Raw genomic sequence first — 22,290 nt, forward strand, 5'->3', positions numbered from 1 at the left:
GGAACCTGACGGACCGGAAACGGCCCCCCCACTACCCGTTTTCCCCGGAAGAACCGCATGCCCGGCGCTTCTCTGCGCACGGAGCGCGTCCTCTTACCGGCCGCTAACCCCGATGGGTGACGATGGGGGCATGAGCCCTGCCCGCACCGTGCTGATCGCCGACGACGACCGCGCCATCCGCGACTCCCTGGAACGGGCACTGCAACTGGAGGGGTACCGGACCCGCACCGCCGCCGACGGTGTGGAGGCGCTCACCGCCGTCCACGCCGACCCCGTCGACCTGCTCATCCTCGACGTGATGATGCCGGGCGTGGACGGGCTGGGGGTGTGCCGGGTGCTGCGCGCCGAGGGCGACCGCACCCCGATCCTCATGCTCACCGCGCGGGTGGAGACCCCCGACCGGGTCGCCGGACTGGACGCCGGAGCCGACGACTACCTGCCCAAACCCTTCGACCTGGACGAACTGCTGGCCCGGATACGGGCGCTGCTGCGTCGGGCCGCGCCCACCAGCGGGGAGGGCGCCGCCGAACCGCTCATCCAGGTCGGCGACCTGCGCATCGACCCGGGCGCGCGGCGCGTCTGGCGGGCCGGCCGCGAGGTGGAGCTGTCCAAGACCGAGTTCGACCTGCTGGAACTGCTGGCCCGCAACGCGGGGATCGTGCTGGACCACGCCACCATCTACGACCGGATCTGGGGCTACGACTTCGGCCCCGAGTCGAAGAACCTGGCCGTCTACATCAGCTACCTGCGGCGCAAGCTGGAACCGGAGGGGACCACGCCGCTGATCCAGACGGTCCGCGGCGTCGGCTACACCCTGCGGCCGAAATGAGCGCCGCCACCGCCCTGGCGGAGCGGGTCCGCGGCTGGCTGCGCGGCTTCAACGCGACCAGTCTCGGCACCCGGTTCGCGGTGACGTTCGCGGCGGTCGCCGCCGCGGTCATCGTGCTCGTGGGGTCGCTCGCCTACAGCGCCGCCGCCACCCTGGTCCGCGACAGCGCCCAGCAGGAGTTCAACGCCACCGTCTCCAACGTCGCGCAGACGCTGCGCAACTCCTCGGCCGGCGGCAGCCGCTTCAACGAGTTCACCCTGGTGCACTCGGAGACCTTCTCGTTCCAGCTGGTCAACGGCGAGGGCGAGATCATGGTGCCGCTGGGCGGCGGCCGGGCCTCGGGCGCGCTGCCGGTCACCGAGGCCGACCGCGCCGTCGCCGGGCACTACGCCGGGGGACTGGTGCACCTGCGGGACGACGAGTCCCTCGGCGAGCCGCTGCGCGTGGCCACGGTCTCCTTCGGGCAGGGGCTCGGCGCGGTGCAGATCGTGCAGCGCCTCCAACCCACCGAGCGGCTGCTGGACACGCTGGCCGCGCAGATGGTGGTGGTCGGCGTGGTGGCGCTGCTCGGCGCGGGGCTGGCGGGCTGGCTGGTGGCGCGCCGCATCACCGGCCGCCTGGTCCGCCTCACCGAGGCCGCCGAGTACGTCACCTCCACGGGCCGCCTCGACCGGGCCGTGTCGGACGGCGGCAGCGGCGGCAGCGGCGGCCGCGACGAGGTGGGCCGTCTGGGCGTCGCGTTCAACGAGATGCTGGGGCGGCTCGCCGCCGCCAAGGAGGAGCAGCGGCGGCTGGTGCAGAACGCCTCCCACGAGCTGCGCACCCCGCTGACCAGTCTGCGCACCAACGTCAGCGTGATGAAGCGGTTCGACCGGCTCTCCCCGGAGGCGCAGCAGCGGCTCGTCGACGACCTGCAGGGGGAGACCCGGGAGCTGACCGACCTGGTCAACGAGCTGGTCAGCCTGGCCACCGAGACCTACCAGGACGAACCGGTGCAGGAGGTGGTGCTGCGCGAGGTCGCCGAGCGGGTCGCGGCACGCGGCCGCCGCCGCACCGGCCGCGAGGTCGTCGTGGACGCCGACGACAGCGCGGTCCTGGGGCGGCCGGGCGCGCTGGAGCGGGCCCTGTCCAACCCGGTGGAGAACGCCGCGAAGTTCGACCCCGGCGGCACCGCCCCCATCGAGATCCACATCCGCGGCGGGGTGGTGGAGATCCGCGACCGGGGCCCCGGCATCGAGGAGGCCGAACTCGCGCACATCTTCGAACGCTTCTACCGCGCCCCGTCCGCGCGCGGCCTGCCCGGCTCCGGGCTGGGGCTGTCCATGGTCCACGACATCGCCGCCGCCCACGGCGGCACGGTCTTCGCGTACAACCGCGAGGGCGGCGGCGCGGTCATCGGCCTGCGCCTGCCGACCCTCCCGGCGGCGGAGGAGGACCAGCGGCAGCGATAACCGGCGGCGACCATGCCCCCGGGGCCATCGGCGCAGCCGATTCCGGCACCAGGGACATGGTCGCCACGGACCAGTGCCGGTTACAAGCGCTCGGTTTTGTGCCATTCGTAGTCGTTGGTGACCGCGTGGTGGGGTGGGAGCACGAACTCGTAGTAGTACATCGGTCCCTGTTCGTCTCCCCACACCGAGGTGCCCGCCAGTACCGCCGAGCCTTCGGTGATCTTCAGTGCGTCGGCTTCCCGCTGGTCGGCGTAGCGGGCTTCGAAGTAGTCCCGGCCGTAGGTGGCCTGGCGGCCGGTGCGTGCGGCGAGCAGGTGGAGGATGTTCGGGATCGGCAAGGGCTCCAGCAGTTCGGGGATGTCGTGGGTGAAGGCGACCGGCAGCCAGCTCACGGACAGACGGTAGGGCTGGTTCTTCCGGTAGGTGACGGCCTGGCGGCGCAGCACGGTCATGTTCAGCGCGTCGGCGTTGATGCCGAGGGCGGCTCCCACGTTGGGCAGCATCGGCACCACACCCACCTCGTTGATGTCGATCACGTCGCCGCTGGCCGGGGTTGGTCTGCGGACGCGTTCCGGGGTGGTGGGCACCGCGCGCTGGCTCAGCACGGTGGAGCCCTGCTGGGTGGTGCGCACCAGTCCCTCGCCGCGGAGCTGCCGGATCGCCTTGTGTGCGGTGCCGGGTGAGACGGAGAACTCGGCGGCCAGTTCGGTGACGGTGGGAAGCCGGTCGCCTTCGGCGAGCTGACCGCTGGAGATCAGGTCGCGGTAGTGGTCTGCGATCTGGACGTAGGGCGGCCGGGACCGTTCGATGCGGGGCGGCATGGCATTCCTTCCTCACACGCGCACATGTCCAAGCGCGATTCTGCGGAGACGGACTGACTGGTTTTGATCTTCCTCTTGTTCTAGCAATCCCATTCCAATAGGCATATATATAGGGTATATATATGCCTTGACATGCGCTGCGGTGGAGTCAGCGTATGCCGAGAAATGCAAGCGGCCCTGCCCGGTGCGCCAACACCGAACAGGGCCTTAGCCCCCAACCTGCCGAAACCAGGTGGTGACTCATGAGTAAGGCTACTGCCCCGCCCGTACCCGGAATGCGGCGAAGTGCCCGCATCCGCCCCGACCGCGCAGCCCGCTCCAGCCGGAAAGACGGTGGCACGATGAACACGCCCGCCGCACGACACTCCTTCTTCGGTGTGACGGGCCTTCTCCTTGGCATCGCCGTGCTGCTGCTGGCGGCCTTCCGACCTGTTCCCGGTTCCCCTTCACCCCGGCGTCGGCCGGTGGTGCACCGGCCGCGGCATGCCGCGCCGCCGCCTCGGCAGGCGCGGGCCCTCCCACCCCGCATCCCGAACTACCCGGTGTTCGCCGCCTGTGCGCGCCGGTACTCCGCACTGTGGGAGATCACCTACACCCACGCCTCCCCCTGCCCGTATGTGGCGCGCAACCGGGTGACCGGCAGCACGGTGGCGGTGGACGACGTGGACCTGCTCGACCACATCCTGGCCACCTACGAACACCCCGACCCCGTGCGCGGCTACTACGGCCAACAAGCCCGCGGACGTGTGCGCACCTACCTGGACAGCCACCCGAACAGGGGCCGGTGATGGCCGACCACACCCTCACCCCCGACCAACTCGCCCTGCTGGCCGACGGGCGCGCCCGTGTGGAGGACCACGACCAGGGCCTAGCCGTCGTCCTCGGCGCCGACCGGCTCATCCTGCCCATCCACGACGTGTCCACCACGATCACCGCACTGGCCAACCTCGACAGCCTGCTCGGCGCAGCCCTGTCGGCGGTCGCCCTGTACCGGCGCACCCGCCCCTGGAGTGGTCCGTCTCGTGGGGAGGCGGCTCGGTGACCGTGGCCTTCACCACCCTGCCCGGCCTGCCCGCCAGCGTGGCCGCCGCCCGAAGGTTCGTCACCGGCGTACTGCACGCCTGCCCCGAGACCACCACCCCCGACGAGGTGGTGGACCGGGCCGCACTGCTCACCTCCACCACCTGACCCCCGCAAAGCGCGGCGACCATGCCCCTGGGGCCAGAATCGGCGTGGCTGATGGCCCTGGGGACATGGTCGCCGCAGGTCAGTTGCCGGTCAGTGCCGGTCCAGTTGCTCCTCCAGTTCGTCCACGCCGATCAGGTCGCGGCGGATGCGGCCGGTCCGGTAGGCGACGCGGCCCGCGATGTGCGAGGCGACCGGGACGGTGAGGATCTGGAACAGCACCACCAGGAACAGGATGCCGATGCGCGAGTCGGGGAACAGCCGCAGCCCCAGCCCGACCGAGATCAGCACCAGCCCCAGGATCTGCGGTTTGGCGGCGGTGTGCAGCCGGGACAGCAGGTCGGGGAACCGCACCAGGCCCACCCCCGCCGCGAACGACAGCAGTGCCCCCAGCAGCAGGAGGATCACCGCGATCCAGTCCAGTATCTCTGCCGTCGTCACAGTTCGACCCTCTCCGACTCGTCGATCCCCCGCTGCCGCCGCGCCACGAACCGGGAGACGCTCACCGAGCTCACGAATCCCAGCAGGGCCAGCACCAGCAGGATCGGCAGCACCGTGGGGTCGCGGTGGAACGCCGCGTACGCCCCGATGCCCGTGATCGCCGAGGCCAGCAGCACGTCCACCGCCAGCGCCCGGTCCAGGATGGTCGGCCCCAGCAGCAGCCGGGCCATGCTGAACAGCGAGGCGAGTCCCAGCAGCACCCCGATCACGATCCACAGGTAGGTCATGCGACGCCTCCCGCCTCGACCCGTTCGATCTCCTCGCGGGTGCCGAACGCCCGCGCCACCCGCTCCTCCAGGGCGAACACGTCGCGCCGCGCCTGCTCGGCGTCGTCGACGTCGGTGCCCAGCATGTGCACGAACAGGGTGAACGTCCCGGAGCGGACCTCCACGATCACGCTTCCGGGGATCACCGACACGCACACGGCGGTGATCGTGAGCAGCAGGTCCGACCGGGTACGCAGCGGGATCGCGAGGATGGAGCTGCGCGGCGGCCGACGGGCGAAGGACTGCGCGACCACCCGGGCGCTGGACAGCACCAGGTCCACCACGAAGTGCCAGAGGAACACCACCAGGCCGATCGGGTGCAGCCGCATCCCCAGGGCCACCGACGGCAGCGGGAAGACCAGCATGGTCGCCAGCCCGACCAGCACCCCGCCCAGCACCGTGGTCAGGGACAGGTCGCCGAACAGCAGCGCCCACACGATGGTCAGGGCCAGCAGCGTCGGCAGGTTGATCAGCCGCCGTCCGATCCTGATGTCCAGCGGCGAGCGTTCGGGACGTACAGGCGGTGAACTCACGGGGCAGCACCTCCCGGAACGACGGCGTCCATATAGGGGGTCCGGGCCATCAGTTCGACGGCGGTGTCCTGGCTGTAGCCGATGAGCGGTCCCGCGAACACCGTGAACGCCACGCCCAGCAGCACCAGCGCCACCGTCGCACCCAGCATCAGCGGCGGGAACACGTCGGAGGTCACCACGGCCTTGCCGCTGATCCCGGTGGGCGCGCGGCCCACCGCCATCGGCGCGGTGTCCGGGGCGGACGTCTCGTCCTCGGAGCTCTCCAGCAGGGTGCCCAGCGCCACCGGACGGCCCTCCTCGGGGGCGCGCCAGAACGCGTAGTTCCACAGCCGCACCATCGAGAACAGGGTCAGCAGACTGGTCGCCACCGACCCGGCCACCAGCAGGTACGCCAGCGGGGAGCCGTCCTGCACGCCCGCCTGGATCAGCCCCAGCTTGCCGAGGAAGCCCGACAGCGGCGGGATGCCCGACAGGTTCATCGCGGGGACGAAGAACAGCACGCCCAGCACCGGCGACAGTTTCGCCAGTCCGCTCAGGTCGTGCAGGGAGGTGCTGCCGCTGCGCCGCTCCACCAGCCCGGCCACCAGGAACAGGGTGGTCTGCACCGTGATGTGGTGGGCCACGTAGAACACCGCGCCCGACATGCCGTGCACGCTGGCCAGCCCGATCCCGAACACCATGTAGCCGATGTGGCTGACCAGGGTGAACGACAGCATGCGTTTGATGTCGGTCTGCGCCATCGCCCCGAAGATGCCGACGACCATCGTGGCCAGCGCCGCCCACAGCAGCAGCACGTCCACCGCGTTGTTGTCGGGGAACAGCAGGGTCTGCGCGCGGATCATCGCGTACACGCCGACCTTGGTGAGCAGGCCCGCGAAGACTGCGGTGACCGGCGCGGGCGCGGTCGGGTAGGAGTCCGGCAGCCACGCCGACAGCGGGAACACCGCGGCCTTGATCGCGAACGCCATCAGCAGCATCACCTGCAGGACCAGTTGCAGTTCGGTCGGCAGCTCCGCCAGCCGCGTCGCCAGGTGCGCCATGTTCACGGTCCCGGTGGCCGCGTAGGTCAGGCCGATCGCGATGAGGAACACCACCGACGACAGCAGCGACACCACCACGTAGGTGGAGCCCGCGCGGATGCGCGCGACCGTGCCGCCCTGGGTCATCAGCACGTAACTGGAGGTCAGCAGGATCTCGAAGCCGACGTACAGGTTGAACAGGTCACCGGTGAGGAAGGCGTTGGACACGCCCGCCACCAGGATGAGGAACGAGGGGTAGAAGATCGCCAGCGGCGTGGCCTCCTCCTGGTCGGCGGTGCCCTGGCCGATGGAGTACACCAGCACGCCCAGCGTGATCGCCGAAGAGACCGTCACCATCAGCGCGGACAGCCGGTCGGCGACCAGGGTGATGCCGATCGGGAACTCCCAGCCGCCCACCTGCACGGCCTGGGGCCCGTGCGCGGCCACTCCGAACAGCAGCGCGACGCCGGTGGCCAGCACCAGCGCCAGCGCGACCACGCTGATCAGCTGGTTGAGGCCCTGCCAGCGGACTCCGAGGGCGAACTTCAGACCGGCCGCGAACAGCGGGACCACGATCGGGAGCGGCACCAGGTAGGGAAGGAGCGCCTCCATCATCAGTCCACCCCCTGCATGTCGCTGTCCTCGGCGCGGGCCAGGCGCTCCCGTTCGGCGCGGATGCTGGCGCGCAGCTGCTGCTTCTGCGCGCGGATGCGCTGCCGCAGCTCACGCCGGAGCCGGCGCTCGTTCTCGCGGTCGGTGCGCAGGTGCTCGGCGAGTTCCTGCCGGGCCTCCCGCACCCGGCGCCGCGCCTCCTCGATGGCGGCGCGCGCGTCCGCGGCCTGCGAGTCGAGCAGCCGCGCGCGGGCCTCGTCGTCGGCGTCCTCCAGCCGCTCCTCCAGGTCGCGGCGGGCCTGGGCGATCTGCTCGCGGATCACGGCGCGCTGGGCCTCCTCCAGTTCGTCCTGCGCGTCGATCTGCGCTTCCAGGGCCGACCGCTGCGCCCGGATCGTGCGGCGCAGCGCCCGCTTCTGCGCCCGGATGTACTGCCGGGCGCGGCGCCGCTCCCCGCCGGTGGCGATCCGCCGGTCCTCCGCGTCGTCCTGGACCTCGTCGTGGCCCTGCAACTGCCAGCTGCGGTAGGCCATGGCCAGTAGGAACGCGGTCACCCCCAGGGTGATGACGATCGCGGTGAGGATCATCGCCTGCGGCAGCGGGTCGGACATCTCCTCGGGCGGGGTGAAGCCGAGCAGCGGGGGACCGCCCGCCGTGCCGCCGGTGGACAGGATCATCAGGTTGACCCCGTTGCCGAGGAGGATCACTCCCAGCAGGATCCGGGTGAGGCTGCGTTCCAGCAGCAGCGTCACCCCCGCGGCCACCAGGACGCCGATCACGACGATCAGCAGGACGGTGGGGGTGTCGTTCACGCGGTCACCTCCTCGCTCTCGTGTCTGGGGGCCTGACCGGTGCGGCTGGCCTTCTCGGCCTGTTCGTCGATGCCCGCGCCGAGGCTGTACAGGATGTCCTGGATGAGGCCGATCACCAGCACGTAGACGCCGAAGTCGAAGGCCAGCGACGAGGTGAGGTGCACCGGCTCCAGGAACGGCAGGTGCAGGTCGAAGGCGCCCCCGGCGAGGATCTCGGTGCCGAACACCGCCCCGGCCAGCGCCGTTCCGGTGGTGATCGCCAGCCCCAGGCCGATCAGCAGGCCGGGGGGCAGCCGCAGCGCCAGGTAGAGTTCGTGGCGCCCGCCCGCCAGGTAGCGCACGACGAGGCCGAGACCCGCCACGATGCCGCCCGCGAACCCGCCCCCGACCTGGGTGTGGCCGGTGAACAGCAGGAAGACCGAGAGCACGATGGTCACGGGGAACAGCAGGCGGGCCACCACCTCGAAGATGACCGACCGGCGTTCCTGGGCCAGGGACAGCACGCCGGGCAGCCACAGCGGCTTGTGCGCCACACGCGGGGTGATCACGTCGTCCGCGCGGGCCAGGGGCAGCGGGTTCCACTCGACCTCCTCGGGGGAGGGGAGCTGGGGAATCCGTGCCACGATCCGCCCGGTCTCCACGCGGGTGCGGGGCAGCCGGGCGCGGCGGCGCACGAACAGCAGGCTCGCCACCCCCGCGGCGGCCGCCGCCAGCACCGAGATCTCCCCCATGGTGTCCCAGGCGCGCACGTCCACCAGCAGCACGCTGACGATGTTGCGCCCGCCCGCCTCCTCGGCCGCCGCGGGGAACTGCCCGGAGACCGACTCGGCGCGCCGCCCGGCGAGGGTGAGGTAGGCCATCATCGACACCAGCACTCCGGTGGTCACGCCGATGCCCAGGTTCACCAGGCGGCGGCTGCGCAGCACCGGGGTGGAGAAGCGCGGCGGCAGGCGGCGCAGCACCAGCACGAACACCACCAGGCTGACGGTTTCGACCAGGAACTGGGTGAGCGCCAGGTCGGGGGCGCCGTGCAGCGCGAACAGGGTCGCGGTGCCGTAGCCGGTCATCCCCGCCAGCACCACCGCGTACAGGCGGCCGCGCACCATCAGGGTCCACAGCGCCGAGACGATGATGATGGCGGCCGGGATGAGCTGGGCGTAGGAGTCGATCCAGCGCACCGGCGGCGTCTCCAGGGTCCACAGCTGTCCCCACACGATCGGCACTGCGCTGACCACGAGCAGCGACACCATGATCGTGCCGAGGTAGAGCGGCAGCGAACCGCGCTGGGTGAGGCCGGTGACCTGGGTGGCGAAGCTGGAGACGTAGTAGACGATGCGCCGGTAGACGTTTCCGGCGTCGGGCAGCGCGAACCGGGCGCCCAGCCACGACACCAGCACCCGCCGCTGGAACAGCAGCAGACCGCCCACCAGGCACAGCGCCGACAGCAGCAGCGGAAGCGAGAGGCCGTGCCACAGCGCCAGGTGGGCCGGGGCGCGTCCGGCGTTGCCGGCCACCGTGTCGGCGTAGGCGGCCAGCACCGGGTCCACGAGCGCCGCACCGAGGCCGCCCGCCAGGCCCAGCGCGGCGAGGACCACGGCGGGCGCGACGAACAGCGGACCCGGGGGGTGCAGGGGGGTGGGGGAGACGTTCTGCTTGTCGAGGAAGGCGCCCCACAGGAACCGCAGGCTGTAGCCGACGGTGAGGACGGAGCCGAGGACCACCCCGGCCAGGCCGAGCACCACGACGGGGTCGCCGGCGTGCTGGAAGGCGTCGAACACGGACTCCTTGGCGACGAACCCGGCCAGCGGCGGCAGGCCCGCCATGGACGCCAGCGCCGCCACCGACGTCCAGAACACCACGGGCATCCTGGTCCGCAGCCCGGACAGCTCGCGCAGGTCCCGGGTGCCGGTGCTGTGGTCGATGATGCCGACGACGAGGAACAGGGGGGCCTTGAACAGGGCGTGCGCGCACAGCATGGCCAGCCCGGCGAGCGCGGCGTCGCGGGTGCCCACGCCGAAGGTCGCGGTCAGGAAGCCCAGTTGGCTCACTGTTCCGTAGGCCAGCAGCAGTTTCAGGTCGTGTTGGCGCAGCGCCTTCCACCCGGCGGCGACCATCGTCGCCGTGCCGAAGGCGAGCGCCGTGTACCGCCACACCGTGACGTCCCCGAACGCGGGCGTGAACCGCGCGATCAGGTACACCCCCGCCTTGACCATGGCGGCGGCGTGCAGGTAGGCGCTGACCGGGGTGGGCGCCTGCATGGCCGCGGGCAGCCACAGGCTGAACGGCAGGATCGCCGACTTCGACAGCGCGCCCACCAGGATCAGCACGAGCGCCACCGACACCAGGGTTCCGTCGGGAGGGTCGGCCAGCAGTTCGGAGATCAGGTAGGTGCCTGCGGCCTCGCCCAGCATGATCAGGCCGACCAGCATGGTCAGGCCGCCCAGCGTGGTCACGTTGATCGCCATCGCCGCGGCGCGCCGGCTGTCGCGCCGCTCGGTGTAGTGGCCGATCAGCAGATAGGAGAAGACCGTGGTCAGTTCCCAGTACAGGTAGAGCTGGATCAGGTCGTCGGCCAGGACCAGGCCGATCATCGCGCCCGCGAAACCGGTGAGTACTCCGGCGAAGCGGCCCAGGCCGGGTTCGTCGTCGTCGAAGTAGCGGGCGCAGTAGACGAGGACCAGCGCGCCGACCCCCGCCGCGATCAGGGTCATGACCAGTCCCAGCGCGTCCATCCGGAAGGCCAGGGCCAGGTGGTATTCGGGCGCCCAGGGAACGAGGAGCTGTTCCGGCTCGCCCGCGACCACTCCGGGCCCCCGGGCCAGCGCCCAGGTGGCGGTGACCGCCGGGACCAGGGCGAGCGCCAGGAAGGCGTTACGTCCCCACCTCCGGACCAGGGCCGGAGCCAGAGCCGCAGCGGCGAAGTGCGCGATCAGCAGCCATATCAATATGCGCCCCCCTCACAGTGGTCGGTTTTTCGTCCCTCTTACGTGTCATGGCTAATTATTGTCTATGCTAACTAAAAGCGGAGAGTGACCGTCGAGTGAGGTTCAGGAGTGGAGCGCAGCGACGCGGAGTTCGCGGAGTTCTCACACGCGTGGGGAGAGCTGGTGCGAGCGGTCGCCCGTGCCCGGAGCCGCGGTCCGAGCGGGGTGGAGCCCAGCCTCACCCTGGCCCAGGCGCTGCTGCTGGAGAGCGCCCTCGCCGTGGGGCATCCCACGGTCGGTGAGATCGCCCACGCCGCGGGCATCTCCTCCCCGTCCGCCACCCGCATGCTCCAGCAGCTGGAGCGCAAGGGCATGGTGCGCCGCCGCCGCTCCGAGGAGGACGAGCGCGCCACCGTCGTCAGCGTCACCGCGGAGGGCAGGCGGGCACTCGACGCGCACCAGGCCCACGTCCACGACCGACTGTACGACCTCTTCCAGCGGGTGGACCCGCGGCTGCGCCCCGTGCTCGTCGAACTGCTGCACACCATGCGGGACCTCGCCGGTCGGCTGTGAACCGGATACTCCCCGGAATTTCCGCAGGTCAACACCGGGAATTCCGGGGAGTTGCGGGTGCGGTGTGTCACATGGGCCTCCCGAGCCAGTACCCTCCCCTTTGTCCCCCTTAGCTGGGTCCCAATCGGTTTCGCCCGACACGGGGGGCGATCGCTGGAGCCGCCGCACGCCGGCAGCCGCGGGGCTCCACCGGAAGCGCCGCTCGCCGTGCGCCGATTTCAGGCAAGGGGCTGGTACATGACGGGGGCCATCATCGCTGCCGCCTTGGGCGCGGTCGCCTTCGCGACCGGGGCGGCACTCCAGGAACGAGCGATCCTGGTGAGCGCCCCGAAGACGGGTTCCAGCCAGCTGCGGCTCCTGCTCCGCCTGGTCCGCGACCCCGTGTGGCTGGCGGGCACCGGGCTCAGCGGCGTCGGCACGGCCGCCCACGTCTGGGCGCTGACCCAGGCCCCGCTCACGGTCGTCCAGCCCATCGGGGTCAGCGGCCTGCTGTGCGCGGTCGTGGCCTCGGCGGTGCTGCACCGGCGGCGGCTCACCGGAACGGAGGTCGCGGGCTGCCTCGCGGTCACCCTGGGCCTCGTCATCCTGGTGGGGATGCTGTCCGGGCACCCCGGTCCGCGCGACGAGCCGTCCTCTTCCGCCGTGTGGGCGCTGTGCGCGGGCACGAGCGCCGCCATGCTCGGCAGCCTGGTCCTCTCCCGTTTCGTCTCCGGCGCCCTGCGGGCCGGGGCGCTCGCCCTGGCCGGGGGGATCAGCTTCGCGACGATCTCCGCCCTGGCCAAGGTCATCGGGGAGGCCGCGCTGGACGACCCGCTGTCCGTGCTCCGCCCGCTCACCCTGGTCACCCTGGTCATCGGGGCGTGCGGCGCCCTGCTGGTGCAGAACTCCTACCGCGGTGACCACTTCCCCCTGGCCTACGCGACCCTGCTGATCAGCGACCCCCTCATGGCGGTGCTGGTCGGCCTGACCCTGCTGGGCGAGTCGCTGCCCACGGGAGTGCTTCCCATCACCGCGATCACGGTGAGCACCCTGGCCATCGTGGGGGGCACGGTGACGCTGGCCCGCTCCTCCGCGGCCCGCGGGCGGGCGGGGAAACCGCGGACCGCCCCCTCCCCAGCGGGTGGCGGCCCGCGGTCCGCTCCCCGGCCGGAGGAGGATGCGGGCCGTGTGGACGACCGGCCGGGGAAGCACCGCGACGTCCGGGGACCGGCCCCGGCGGGGCGGTCAGTTCCCGAGCGACTGGGCCGCCAGGGTCACCTGGGTGTTGCCGGTCCTGCCGTCACGTTTGTAGGTGACGGTGATGGTGTCTCCGGGACGGTGTGAGCGGATCTCGGCGATGAGCACGTTGGGGTCGGTCACCGTGCGGTCGGCGGCCCGGATGATGACGTCGCCGCTGCGCAGCCCGGCCTTGTCGGCCGCACCGCCCCGGTTCACCTCCACCAGTTCCGCGCCGGGACCGCTCTCGGCCGCGGTGACGGACGCCTCGATCGCCGCGTAGGTGGCCTCGCCGGTGGCGACGAGCTCGTCGATGATGGGTTTGGCCTGGTTGATCGGGATGGCGAAGCCGAGCCCGATGGAGCCGGACTGCGCCAGGGGGCTGCCGCTCGTCGTCGCGATCGCCGTGTTGATCCCGATGACCTCGCCGTCCATGTTCATCAGCGGGCCGCCGGAGTTGCCCGGGTTGATCGGCGCGTCGGTCTGGATCGCGTCGATGACCGTGGACGTGGTGGCCTGCGGTTCGTCCTGGTCGGGCCGCGGCGCGAACGGGTCGTCCGGCTGCTGCCCGCTGATGCCCGTGTTGACCGGCCGCTCCAGGGCGCTGATCACGCCTGAGGTGACGGTGCCGGACAGGCCCAGCGGCGAGCCGATGGCCACCACCTTGGCGCCGACCTCCACCTGGTCGGAGTCGCCCAGGGACGCCGGGGTGAGCCCGGAGACCCCTTCGGCCTGGATCACCGCGAGGTCGGACACCGGGTCGGTGCCCACGACCTCGGCCGGGGCCTGGGAGCCGTCGTTGAACAGCACGGTCAGCTCCCGGGGACCGGACACGACGTGGTTGTTGGTGACGATCAGCCCGTCGTCGCTGATGATGAACCCGCTGCCGCCGCCTTCGGCGGTGGCGATGGACACCACGCTCGGCAGGGCCCGGTTCGCGACCCCGGTGACGTCGCCCGAGGCCGTCGAGGCGGCGGCGGGGCCGTTGTCGGTCCTCTCGTCGAGGAGGTAGGCGGTCGCCACGGATGCCGTCGGGCCGACGACCAGGCTGGTGAGCAGCGCGGTCACGGCGGCGACCAGGACCACGCGGCCGCCGCGCCGCGGCGCCGCGCCGGGGGCGGGGCCGCCGTGCGGCGGCGGGAACCCCCCGCCGTACGCGGGGAACGCCCCGGTCTGGTGGGGCGCGGACCAGCCTCCGGTGGGCTGGTCCTGACGGGCCTGGTGGGCGGCGGCCCGCTCGAACCACTCCGGCTGGCGGGACCACGGGGCGCCGTCGGCCGGAGGGGCCGCGCCCTGTCCGGGGTAGGGGCTGGAGCCGTGGAACTCGGCGCCCTGCCCCGGGGCGGGCTGGTACGCGGCGTGTCCCGGGGGGACGGGGGCCTGGTGCGGTGCGGGGTGCCACGGCACCCCGGAGCTCTCGGCGCCGGGGGTCCCCCGGGGGTCCGGGTGCGGATCGGACGCGGGGGCGGCGGGGTCCGGGGCGGGCGCGGCGGACGGAGAAGGGTCGGAAGCGGTCGGGGCGGACCGGGGCTCGGAGCGGACCTCGCTGTGGGCGGCGGAGCCGGTCTCCGTGTCCTCCCGGGCGTCCGTGGTGTTGTCCCGGCCCTCTGCGTCGGCCGGCGGGCCCTCGGGGCGCTCTGGTTCTTCCATGGAAGAACCGCTACCGCGGTCGATCGCGCTCATTCGAGTTTCCTTCCGGACATCTACGGGTCTGTCTTCAGAATCGGCATCCAGGGTTAGAACACGGTGAGACGGCGGAAAGGTCCGGTTTCGAAGAGTTCACGGGTCGCGGGGCGGCCGTCCGTCCCGGTCCGGTGTGCCGTCGACGCCGTCCGGAGCCGAGCGGCGGACCGCGGGCCCCGCCTCCCGGCGCCGGTACGTCCCCGCGGCCTCCGCGGCGCCGACCGGGACACCGGTCAGTCTCCGGTCTGTGCGGGCAGGGACGCGTCGGCCCCCCAGGCGCTCCACGACCCCGGGTAGAGCCGGGCCCCGGTGAAGCCGGCGTGCTCCAGGGCCAGCAGGTCGTGGCAGGCGGTCACCCCGGAACCGCAGTAGACGGTGACGGTGGCGGCCGTGTCGGCGCCGAGCGCGGAGAACCGGGCCCGCAGCGCCTCGGGGGCGGCGAAACGTCCCGTGCCGTCGAGGTTGTCCTGCCAGGCGGCGCTGCGCGCGCCCGGGATGTGCCCCGGCCGCGGGTCGACGGGGGCGGGCGCCGCACCGGTGAACCGTCCGGCCGTCCGGGCGTCCAGCAGCAGCCGGGCCGGGTCGCCGAGCTGCGCGCGGACCGTCGCGGTGTCCACGACGCGGTCCGCGGGCCACGGCACGGGGGTGCGCCGGCGCGGCGCGGGGGTCGCCTCGCCCGGTTCGAGCGGTCCCGGCCACGCCTGGAGGCCGCCGTCCAGCAGCGCGGCCCGCGACCCCAGGACCCGCAGCATCCACACCAGGCGCGCCGCGGTGGAGCCGCCCGCGTCGTCGTAGGCCACGACCGCGGTGTCGTCGCCGATGCCCAGCGCGGACAGCGCGGCGGCGAAGTCCGCGGGGTCGGGCAGCGGGTGCCGTCCGCCTTCGGGACTGGCCGGGGCGGCCAGGTCGGTGTCGACGTCCACGAACACGGCCCCGGGCAGGTGCCCCTCGGCGTACGCCTGGCGGCCGGAGCGTCCGTCGAGGTACCAGCGCACGTCGGCGAGGACGACCTGGTCGGCGTGCGCGCGCAGCCAGTCGGCGGTGACGACGACCGGGAAGGACGGGGACGCGGCGGACTCGGAGCGTGCCATGTCCTCAGGTTATCCGCGCCCGGCCGGTTCTCCGGTGGATGCCGCGGGCCGTGGATGGGACCGGCGCAGCCACAGCAGCCCCAGCACCGGCAGCACCAGCGGCACGAACCCGTAGCCCCTGCCGAACAGCGACCAGACCGTGTCGTCCGGGAACGCCTCGGGGACCAGCAGGGTGAACAGGCCGACCGCGACCACGCCGACGAGTTCGACGGTGCAGGAGGCGAGGGCCACCGCGCGGGAGACGCGGTCGGCGCGGGCGAGGGCCACGGTCGCCGCGACGTAGACGACGGCGGCCAGCGCCGACAGCGAGTAGGCCAGCGGGGCCTCCTCGAAGCGGGTGAGGATCTGCACCGTGGAGCGTCCCGTCGCGGCCACCGCGAACAGGGCGTAGACGGCGATCAGCAGCCGTCCGGGGCCGCTGGCGCGCGTGGTGCCGGTGGTGTCGTGCTCGGTCTCAGGCAACGGGCGCGTTCCAGATCTGTTCGAGCCGGACCATCAGGACCGGCAGGACGAGGCAGGCGAACGCGATGACCGCGGGGCCCCACTTGCTGCGTTCCATGAACCCCCACACCGCGCAGGCCGGCGGGACGAGGACCAGGGTGACGAGGTAGCTGACGAAGGTGACGGTGTCGGACGGCTGCGGTCCCCGCACCAGCAGCACGATCGACAGCACGAGCTGCACCAGCAGCAGCACTTCCAGCACCGCGATGCCGACCAGGTGCGGTACCAGCATCGGTTGGCCCCGGAAGGCCGAGATCCCGCACCAGACGGCCAACGCCAGCGAGGCCAGCTGGACCACCGTGGTCCAGAGGTCAACCACGGTCGGCTCCGCGTCTCATCCGTCCACCTTCCAGCAGGTAAGCCTGACCACTGCGACGCAATGTAGTACATGTTCCGGCCCGTCCCGCACCGGGGGCCGGATCGGGGGCGCGGCGGGGTCAGCGGACCACCGCGACCGGGCCGCGCGCGCCGTGGAGGACCGACTGGCTCACCGAACCGAGCAGCAGGCCGGTGAAGCCTCCCCGGCCGCGGGAGCCCACGACGATCAGGTCGGCCGGGGTGGCGGTCTCCAGCAGGGCGGCGGCCGGGTGGGCGCGGACGGGGCGGATGTCGACGGACACGTCGGGGTAGCGCTCCCGGTGTTCGGCGAGGGCCTCCTCCACGGTCTGCCGGGCGGCCTCGGTGAGCGGCTCGTCGTCGAAGACCTCGGGGGGAAGCGGGCCCAGCGTCAGGGCGAAGGCGGTGACGGGCTGCCAGGCGCAGACCGCCACCAGTTCGGTGCCGCGCCGCTGGGCCTCGGCGAAGGCGAAGCCGACGGCGTTGCGGCTGGCGGGTGAGCCGTCCACGCCGACGACGACCCGTTCGCGCGCCCCGGGCGCGGTCTCGTGCTGCTTGGGCAGCACCACCACCGGCACCGGAGAGTGCGCGGCCAGTTCCACCCCCACCGATCCGGCGAAGGCCGACGCCAGGGTGCCGCGCCCCCGTGAGCCGACCACGATCACCGCCGTCCCCTCCTCCTCGGCGACCTCCAGCAGTGCCTCGGCGGGGCGGCGCAGCACCAGCCGGGTGCGCGTCTCCAGTTCCGGGTAGAGCCGCCCGATCCACTCCTCGGCGTAGTCCAGGAGCGCCCGCGCGTCCCGGAACAGGGGCGACGCCTCGACGTTGGCGGGGATGGCCGGACCGGCGAGCGGGTCCCGCGGATCGGGGATCTCCACGGCCGTGACGATCCGCAGCCCCAGTCCGCGCAGTTGTGCCTCCTGCGCCGACCATTCGAGCGCGTACCTGCTGGAGGCGGAGCCGTCGACCCCGACGACGACCCAGCCCGGCTCTCTGCGTTCCATGTGCTCTTCCTCGCTTTCGCCGTGTTGCACCGGGGCCCCTACCCGGTGCGCGGCGGTTCACGGGAGGCCGTCGGCCCTCCGGGCGGGGCGGAAGGTCCCGTTCGCTGTGGGCGGAGTCACCTTCGGCATGCTCGGCGGGCCGGGCGTGTTGTGAGCGGTGTGGAAGCCGAACACGGGGCCATGGACGCCTACAGCAGGATCGTCACCACCGTCGCCGAGCGGCTCAGGCCGAGCGTGGCCGCTCTGTCCGTGCCCGGCCCCCGCGGGACGGGGGCCGGGTCGGCGGTGCTGTTCACCGCCGACGGACTGATGCTCACCAGCGCGCACGTGGTGGAGGGCGTGCGGGACGGCACCGCCGTGTTCCAGGACGGTGTCGGGTCCCGGTTCGACGTGGTCGGCGCCGACCCGCTGTCGGACCTGGCGGTGCTGCGGTGTGCGGCGGCGGAGACGCCCGCCGCGGAGCTGGGGGACGCCGACCGGCTGCGCATCGGACAGCTCGTCGTCGCGGTCGGCAATCCGATGGGGCTGGCCGGCTCGGTGACCGCAGGGGTGGTCTCCGCGCTCGGCCGCGCGCTGCCCGCGCGCGAGGGCCGCCACATCCGGTTGATCGACGACGTCATCCAGACCGACGCCGCACTCAACCCGGGCAGCTCCGGCGGGGCGCTGGCCGACGCGCGCGGCCGCGTGGTGGGGGTCAACACGGCGGTGGCGGGCTACGGGCTCGGCCTGGCCGTCCCGGTGAACCCGACGACGCGGTACATCATCGGGGAGCTCTCCGCCACCGGGCGGGTGCGCCGCGCCTGGCTGGGGGTGGCGGGGGTGCCCGCGCCGCTGCCGCCGGAGGTCGCCGAACGCCTGGGGCAGCGGACGGGGCTGCGCGTGGTGGAGGTGGTGCCGGGCAGTCCCGCCGGAACCGCCGGGATCTACCTGGGCGACATCCTGGTCTCCGCGGCGGGACGGAAGCTGGACGGCGTCCAGGTCCTGCAGCGGCTCATGCTGGGGTCGGCGATCGGTGCCCGGCTGCCCGTCACGCTGCTGCGCCGCGGCGCGTTCGTCGACGTGGTGGCGGTGCCGGTGGAACTCGCCTCCTGAGGCTTCCGAGGGGTCCGGACGGGGACATCTCACAGCCATAAATCTTTCCAGGAAGATTTTTTCTGGATAGACTTATGGCGGGTCCACCACGAGGAGGAGATCATGACCACCGCTGAGACGCCCGAGAAGTTCCCCGTGCTCTACTTCGGCCACGGGGCGCCGCCGCTGGCCGACGACGAACTGTGGACCGGCCAGTTCGCCGCCTGGTCGGCGGAGCTGCCGCGGCCCCGGGCCGTCCTCATCGTCTCCGCGCACTGGGAGTCCGCCCCCCTCACCATCGGCGCGACCACCACGGTCCCTCTGGTCTACGACTTCTGGGGCTTCCCCGAGCGCTACTACCGGGTCACCTATCCCGCTCCCGGGGCGCCCGACCTCGCCGCCTCGGTCCGCTCGATGCTCGGCGGCTCCGGCATCCCCCTCGCCGAGGCGCCCGCGCGCGGCCTGGACCACGGCGCCTACGTGCCGCTCAAGGAGATGTACCCGGACGCCGACGTGCCGGTGCTGCAGGTCTCCATGCCCACCCTCGACCCCCGGCAGCTGTTCGACCTGGGCCGCCGCCTGGCCCCGCTGCGGGAGGAGGGCGTGCTCGTCATGGGCAGCGGCTTCCTCACCCACAACCTGTCCTGCGTCGACATGAGCCGGGGCCCCGACCACGAGCCGCCGTCCTGGTCGGCCGAGTTCGACGACTGGGCCAGCCGCGCCGCCCAGGCCGGAGACATCGACGCCCTGCTGGACTGGCAGAACAAGGGACCGGCCGCCGCCATCGCGCACCCGCGCAGCGAGCACCTGGCCCCGCTGTTCGTCGCCCTGGGCGCCGCCCACCAGACCACCGAGACCGCCCGCAGCGTCATCGACGGCTTCTGGTACGGGCTGGCCAAACGCGCCTTCCAGTTCGACTGACCCCCGTGCGGTCCCGGCACCGGGCAGGCCGTCCCGCGGCGCCGGGGCCGCCGCGCGGGCCTCAGCCCTCCTCTTCGATCCCGCCGGCCAGCAACGGCTCCATGAGCAGGTCCGGGTGGTCGCGCTGGATGACCTTCAGCCGCCACTTGTTGTGTACCAGCACCAGCAGCTCCCCGTCGGAGCGGCGGGTGAGCACCTCGGCCCCGGACAGGCCGTGCAGTACGGGCGCGGAGGCGGCGTCGGTGCGCCTGGCCACGCTGTAGTCGAGGGGGGACAGCTCCACGGGGGCGCGGAACTCGTGCTCCATGCGGTGGGTGACCACGTCGAACTGGAGCGGTCCCACCGCGGCCAGGACCGGGGCCTGCTCGCCGCGCACGTCGGAGACCAGGACCTGCACCACGCCCTCGCTGTCGAGCTGCTCGATGCCGCGGCGGAACTGCTTGTAGCGGCCCGAGTCCAGGGCGCGGGCCACCACGAAGTGCTCGGGGGCGAAGCTGGGGATCGGCGGGAACTCCACCTTCGGCCCCTCGTACAGGGTGTCGCCCACCCGCAGGGACTGCGCGTTGACCAGCGCGATCACGTCGCCCGGGAACGCGGTGTCCAGGGTCTGGCGCTCCGCGCCGAACACCGCCTGGCTGTACTTGGTGGCGAACGGGCGCCCCGAGGCGGCGTGGGTGAGCACCATGCCCCGGTCGAAGCGGCCCGAGCACACCCGCACGAACGCCATCCGGTCACGGTGCGCCCGGTCCATGTTGGCCTGCATCTTGAACACGAACCCGGAGAACGGCGCGTCCACCGGGCGCGGCGTGCCCGAGGCGTCGAGCCGGGCCGAGGGGGCCGGAGCCAGCGTGACGAGGGCGCGCAGCAGGTGGGAGACCCCGAAGTTGGGCAGCGCCGCGCCGAACAGCACCGGCGAGGACTTGCCCGCCAGGAAGGACTCCTCGTCGTAGTCGGCGCCGATCTCGTCCAGCAACGCCAGCTCCTCCACCGCCTGCTCCCAGGCCGCCCCCTCGACCTCGGCCGCCCGCGCGGCGTCCAGGGGCTCCTCCAGGGCCCTGGTGGCCCCGCCCGGGGTGCGGTGCAGCTTGGTGTAGGCGTCGCCGGCGGTGCGGTCGATCAGCCCGCGGAAGTCCCCGGCGATGCCCACCGGCCAGTTCAGCGGGGTGGGGCGCAGCCCGATGCGCTGCTCGATCTCGTCCAGCAGCTCCAGCGGCTCCCGGCCGGGCCGGTCCCACTTGTTGACGAACGTGATGACCGGAATGCCCCGGCCGCGCGCCACGTCGAACAGCTTCAGCGTCTGCGGTTCCAGGCCCTTGGCCGAGTCCAGCAGCATCACCGCGCAGTCCACGGCGGCCAGCACCCGGTAGGTGTCCTCGGAGAAGTCGGCGTGGCCGGGCGTGTCCAGCAGGTTGAGCACCCGGCCGTCGTACTCGATGCGCAGCGCCGCGGAGGTGATGGAGATCCCGCGGGCCTGCTCCATCTCCATCCAGTCGGAGGTCACGCCTCTGCGGTCGCCCTTGCCGTGCACCGCCCCGGCCGAGGTGATCGCCGCCGCGTGCAGCGCCAGCGCCTCGGTCAGCGTGGACTTGCCGGCGTCCGGGTGCGAGATCACCGCGAACGTGCGCCGTCGCGCCGCCTCGCTGGTGACCTCGTGCTGTCCGGTGGAGGTATGCGCTGCGACAGACACCAGATCCTCTCCTCGTCGAGTACCTGAGCGAGGCTACCCCACCTGCTCTGAACAGCCCGCCTTGACGAAACCGGTCGGTAGACGATTCACTCACAACCGACCAGTCGGTATCCAATGGTGTGGGAGGCGAACGACGGTGAGAGCGCTGCGGGTCCACGAACTGGGCGAACCCAAGGACGTCCTGCGCCTTGAGGAGAGGCCCGTCCCCGAGCCCGGCCCCGGCCAGGTCGTGGTCCGGGTGCTCGCCACGGCGGTCAACTTCCCCGACGCGCTGCTGTGCCGTGGGCTCTACCAGGAGAAGCCGCCGCTGCCCTTCACCCCCGGGGTGGAGCTGTGCGGCGAGGTCGTCGCCCTGGGCGAGGGCGTCACCACGGTGGCCGAGGGCGACCGCGTGATCGGCTCCCCGGTGCTGCCCCTGGGGTCGTTCGCCGAGTACGCGCCGATGGACATCGGCCGGGTCTTCCCCGCGCCGGAAGCGCTCACCGACGCCGAGGCCGCGGCGCTGTTCATCGGCTACCAGACCGGCTGGTTCGCGCTGCACCGCCGCGCCGCGCTGCGCGAGGGCGAGACCGTCCTGGTGCACGCCGCCGCGGGCGGGGTCGGCAGCGCCGCGGTCCAGCTGGCCAAGGCCGCCGGCGCGCGGGTGATCGGCGTCGTCGGAGGAGAGGCCAAGGCCGAGTACGCCCGCCGGCTCGGCGCCGACATCGTCGTCGACCGGCACGTCGAGGACTTCGTCACCGTGGTCAAGGAGGCCACCGACGGGCGCGGCGCCGACGTCGTCTACGACCCCGTGGGCGGCGAGTCCTACACCCGCTCCACCAAGTGCATCGCCTTCGAGGGCCGCATCCTCGTCATCGGGTTCGCCAGCGGGACCATTCCCACCCCCGGCCTCAACCACGCCCTGGTCAAGAACTATTCGCTGCTCGGGCTGCACTGGGGCCTCTACAACAAGCGCAACCCCGCGCTGGTGGCCCGGTGCCACGAGGAGCTCACCTCCCTGGCCGACCGGGGCCTGATCAAGCCCGCCGTCAGCGAGGTCCTCAGCCTGGAGGAGCTGCCCGACGGGGTGCAGCGCCTCGCGGACGGCAGCACCGTGGGACGGCTGGTGGCCACCCCGCACGCGGACCGCTGACTTCCCGGTCCCGCCTCCCCCGACCATGGCGGCCCCGCTTCCGGGCGCCGTCTCCCCGCCGACGCCCTGACAGCACGACCTGCGGGCGGGCCAAGCCCGCAGGGGTCACAAGAGAGGAAGACC

The 22,290-nt window shown here is 72.5% G+C and carries 23 protein-coding genes; 10 read left to right on the top strand and 13 right to left on the bottom strand.

The features are described from left to right. Positions 1–130: 130 nt before the first annotated feature. Together FOF52_RS19555 and FOF52_RS19560 are read left to right on the top strand one after the other, a co-directional pair. On the top strand, positions 131–829 hold the full coding sequence (locus FOF52_RS19555) for a response regulator transcription factor (RefSeq protein WP_248591352.1): 699 nt from the start codon (positions 131–133) through the stop codon (positions 827–829). Beyond that, positions 826–2,280: a HAMP domain-containing sensor histidine kinase gene (locus FOF52_RS19560; RefSeq protein WP_248591353.1), complete on the top strand. Its 1,455-nt coding sequence runs from the start codon at positions 826–828 to the stop codon at positions 2,278–2,280. Before FOF52_RS19555 ends, FOF52_RS19560 begins: the two co-directional genes overlap by 4 nt. Before the next feature lie 80 nt (positions 2,281–2,360). On the opposite strand, the gene FOF52_RS19565 is transcribed toward FOF52_RS19560, so the two are convergent. Continuing rightward, positions 2,361–3,101, bottom strand: a complete 741-nt coding sequence (locus tag FOF52_RS19565; RefSeq protein WP_248591354.1) for a GntR family transcriptional regulator — start codon at positions 3,099–3,101, stop codon at positions 2,361–2,363. Between the two features lie 341 nt (positions 3,102–3,442). Here FOF52_RS19565 and FOF52_RS19570 point away from each other — a divergent pair, with 341 nt between their 5' ends. From FOF52_RS19570 to FOF52_RS19580, 3 genes are read left to right on the top strand one after another with little or no spacing between them, the layout of a single operon-like run. Then, entirely contained in the window at positions 3,443–3,889 is a 447-nt protein-coding gene (locus FOF52_RS19570; RefSeq protein ID WP_248591355.1) for a hypothetical protein, read from the top strand. Then, entirely contained in the window at positions 3,889–4,143 is a 255-nt protein-coding gene (locus FOF52_RS19575) for a hypothetical protein (protein WP_248591356.1), read from the top strand. Before FOF52_RS19570 ends, FOF52_RS19575 begins: the two co-directional genes overlap by 1 nt. Then, positions 4,140–4,289 (top strand): hypothetical protein, encoded by a 150-nt coding sequence (locus FOF52_RS19580; protein ID WP_248591357.1) that lies wholly within the window; start codon positions 4,140–4,142, stop codon positions 4,287–4,289. Before FOF52_RS19575 ends, FOF52_RS19580 begins: the two co-directional genes overlap by 4 nt. Positions 4,290–4,379: 90 nt before the next feature. Here the strand turns inward: FOF52_RS19580 and mnhG are convergent, their stop codons facing one another. The 6 genes from mnhG to FOF52_RS19610 are packed head-to-tail and all read right to left on the bottom strand — an operon-like array spanning position 4,380 to position 10,965. Next, positions 4,380–4,727, bottom strand: coding sequence for a monovalent cation/H(+) antiporter subunit G (gene mnhG / locus FOF52_RS19585; RefSeq protein ID WP_248591358.1), 348 nt, complete (start codon positions 4,725–4,727; stop codon positions 4,380–4,382). Then, positions 4,724–5,014: a monovalent cation/H+ antiporter complex subunit F gene (locus FOF52_RS19590; RefSeq protein WP_248591359.1), complete on the bottom strand. Its 291-nt coding sequence runs from the start codon at positions 5,012–5,014 to the stop codon at positions 4,724–4,726. Before FOF52_RS19590 ends, mnhG begins: the two co-directional genes overlap by 4 nt. Continuing rightward, complete coding sequence (locus FOF52_RS19595; RefSeq protein WP_248591360.1) at positions 5,011–5,586, bottom strand: Na+/H+ antiporter subunit E; 576 nt, start codon at positions 5,584–5,586, stop codon at positions 5,011–5,013. Before FOF52_RS19595 ends, FOF52_RS19590 begins: the two co-directional genes overlap by 4 nt. Then, positions 5,583–7,217 carry a Na+/H+ antiporter subunit D gene (locus FOF52_RS19600; RefSeq protein ID WP_248593944.1) on the bottom strand — a complete coding sequence of 545 codons (1,635 nt, stop codon included), beginning with the start codon at positions 7,215–7,217 and terminating at the stop codon, positions 5,583–5,585. The genes FOF52_RS19595 and FOF52_RS19600 overlap by 4 nt, the downstream gene beginning before the upstream one ends. A gap of 2 nt (positions 7,218–7,219) precedes the next feature. Continuing rightward, a complete protein-coding gene (locus tag FOF52_RS19605) occupies positions 7,220–8,029 on the bottom strand; it encodes a Na(+)/H(+) antiporter subunit C (protein ID WP_248591361.1) in 810 nt (269 codons plus the stop codon). Next, positions 8,026–10,965 (bottom strand): Na+/H+ antiporter subunit A, encoded by a 2,940-nt coding sequence (locus FOF52_RS19610; RefSeq protein ID WP_248593945.1) that lies wholly within the window; start codon positions 10,963–10,965, stop codon positions 8,026–8,028. The genes FOF52_RS19605 and FOF52_RS19610 overlap by 4 nt, the downstream gene beginning before the upstream one ends. A 117-nt stretch (positions 10,966–11,082) precedes the next feature. Here FOF52_RS19610 and FOF52_RS19615 point away from each other — a divergent pair, with 117 nt between their 5' ends. Together FOF52_RS19615 and FOF52_RS19620 are read left to right on the top strand one after the other, a co-directional pair. Next, positions 11,083–11,526 (top strand): MarR family winged helix-turn-helix transcriptional regulator, encoded by a 444-nt coding sequence (locus tag FOF52_RS19615; protein WP_248591362.1) that lies wholly within the window; start codon positions 11,083–11,085, stop codon positions 11,524–11,526. A gap of 237 nt (positions 11,527–11,763) precedes the next feature. Further along, on the top strand, positions 11,764–12,849 hold the full coding sequence (locus tag FOF52_RS19620) for a DMT family transporter (RefSeq protein ID WP_248591363.1): 1,086 nt from the start codon (positions 11,764–11,766) through the stop codon (positions 12,847–12,849). On the opposite strand, the gene FOF52_RS19625 is transcribed toward FOF52_RS19620, so the two are convergent. From FOF52_RS19625 to FOF52_RS19645, 5 genes are all read right to left on the bottom strand, one after another. Continuing rightward, complete coding sequence (locus tag FOF52_RS19625; protein WP_248591364.1) at positions 12,751–14,424, bottom strand: S1C family serine protease; 1,674 nt, start codon at positions 14,422–14,424, stop codon at positions 12,751–12,753. The two genes, FOF52_RS19620 and FOF52_RS19625, sit on opposite strands and share 99 nt — an antisense overlap. Before the next feature lie 233 nt (positions 14,425–14,657). Then, positions 14,658–15,515 (bottom strand): sulfurtransferase, encoded by an 858-nt coding sequence (locus FOF52_RS19630; protein ID WP_248591365.1) that lies wholly within the window; start codon positions 15,513–15,515, stop codon positions 14,658–14,660. A 9-nt stretch (positions 15,516–15,524) separates the two neighbouring features. Continuing rightward, positions 15,525–15,977 carry a hypothetical protein gene (locus FOF52_RS19635; RefSeq protein ID WP_248591366.1) on the bottom strand — a complete coding sequence of 151 codons (453 nt, stop codon included), beginning with the start codon at positions 15,975–15,977 and terminating at the stop codon, positions 15,525–15,527. Beyond that, complete coding sequence (locus FOF52_RS19640) at positions 15,970–16,335, bottom strand: hypothetical protein (RefSeq protein WP_248591367.1); 366 nt, start codon at positions 16,333–16,335, stop codon at positions 15,970–15,972. Before FOF52_RS19640 ends, FOF52_RS19635 begins: the two co-directional genes overlap by 8 nt. 118 nt (positions 16,336–16,453) lie before the next feature. After that, positions 16,454–17,356 (bottom strand): universal stress protein, encoded by a 903-nt coding sequence (locus FOF52_RS19645; protein ID WP_248591368.1) that lies wholly within the window; start codon positions 17,354–17,356, stop codon positions 16,454–16,456. 159 nt (positions 17,357–17,515) lie between these two features. On the opposite strand from FOF52_RS19645, the gene FOF52_RS19650 reads away from it, so the two are divergent. Then, complete coding sequence (locus tag FOF52_RS19650; RefSeq protein WP_248591369.1) at positions 17,516–18,448, top strand: S1C family serine protease; 933 nt, start codon at positions 17,516–17,518, stop codon at positions 18,446–18,448. Positions 18,449–18,550: 102 nt separating this feature from the next. Next, on the top strand, positions 18,551–19,348 hold the full coding sequence (locus FOF52_RS19655) for a dioxygenase family protein (RefSeq protein ID WP_248591370.1): 798 nt from the start codon (positions 18,551–18,553) through the stop codon (positions 19,346–19,348). A gap of 61 nt (positions 19,349–19,409) precedes the next feature. On the opposite strand, the gene FOF52_RS19660 is transcribed toward FOF52_RS19655, so the two are convergent. Beyond that, entirely contained in the window at positions 19,410–21,038 is a 1,629-nt protein-coding gene (locus FOF52_RS19660; RefSeq protein WP_248593946.1) for a peptide chain release factor 3, read from the bottom strand. Between the two features lie 133 nt (positions 21,039–21,171). Between FOF52_RS19660 and FOF52_RS19665 the strand changes: the two genes are divergently transcribed. After that, complete coding sequence (locus tag FOF52_RS19665) at positions 21,172–22,167, top strand: NADPH:quinone oxidoreductase family protein (RefSeq protein WP_248591371.1); 996 nt, start codon at positions 21,172–21,174, stop codon at positions 22,165–22,167. Positions 22,168–22,290 lie beyond the last annotated feature (123 nt).

This window comes from Thermobifida alba, assembly GCF_023208015.1.
Taxonomy (GTDB): Bacteria; Actinomycetota; Actinomycetes; order Streptosporangiales; family Streptosporangiaceae; genus Thermobifida; species Thermobifida alba.

Bases quoted from the DNA above. Each gene is read 5' to 3' on its own strand.
- FOF52_RS19575 (WP_248591356.1), top strand. From the start codon at position 3,889: ATGGCCGACCACACCCTCACCCCCGACCAACTCGCCCTGCTGGCCGAC.
- FOF52_RS19590 (WP_248591359.1), bottom strand. From the start codon at position 5,014: ATGACCTACCTGTGGATCGTGATCGGGGTGCTGCTGGGACTCGCCTCG.
- FOF52_RS19620 (WP_248591363.1), top strand. From the start codon at position 11,764: ATGACGGGGGCCATCATCGCTGCCGCCTTGGGCGCGGTCGCCTTCGCG.
- FOF52_RS19630 (WP_248591365.1), bottom strand. From the start codon at position 15,515: ATGGCACGCTCCGAGTCCGCCGCGTCCCCGTCCTTCCCGGTCGTCGTC.
- FOF52_RS19555 (WP_248591352.1), top strand. From the start codon at position 131: ATGAGCCCTGCCCGCACCGTGCTGATCGCCGACGACGACCGCGCCATC.
- FOF52_RS19560 (WP_248591353.1), top strand. From the start codon at position 826: ATGAGCGCCGCCACCGCCCTGGCGGAGCGGGTCCGCGGCTGGCTGCGC.
- FOF52_RS19600 (WP_248593944.1), bottom strand. From the start codon at position 7,217: ATGGAGGCGCTCCTTCCCTACCTGGTGCCGCTCCCGATCGTGGTCCCG.
- FOF52_RS19645 (WP_248591368.1), bottom strand. From the start codon at position 17,356: ATGGAACGCAGAGAGCCGGGCTGGGTCGTCGTCGGGGTCGACGGCTCC.
- FOF52_RS19625 (WP_248591364.1), bottom strand. From the start codon at position 14,424: ATGAGCGCGATCGACCGCGGTAGCGGTTCTTCCATGGAAGAACCAGAG.
- FOF52_RS19655 (WP_248591370.1), top strand. From the start codon at position 18,551: ATGACCACCGCTGAGACGCCCGAGAAGTTCCCCGTGCTCTACTTCGGC.
- FOF52_RS19570 (WP_248591355.1), top strand. From the start codon at position 3,443: ATGAACACGCCCGCCGCACGACACTCCTTCTTCGGTGTGACGGGCCTT.
- FOF52_RS19565 (WP_248591354.1), bottom strand. From the start codon at position 3,101: ATGCCGCCCCGCATCGAACGGTCCCGGCCGCCCTACGTCCAGATCGCA.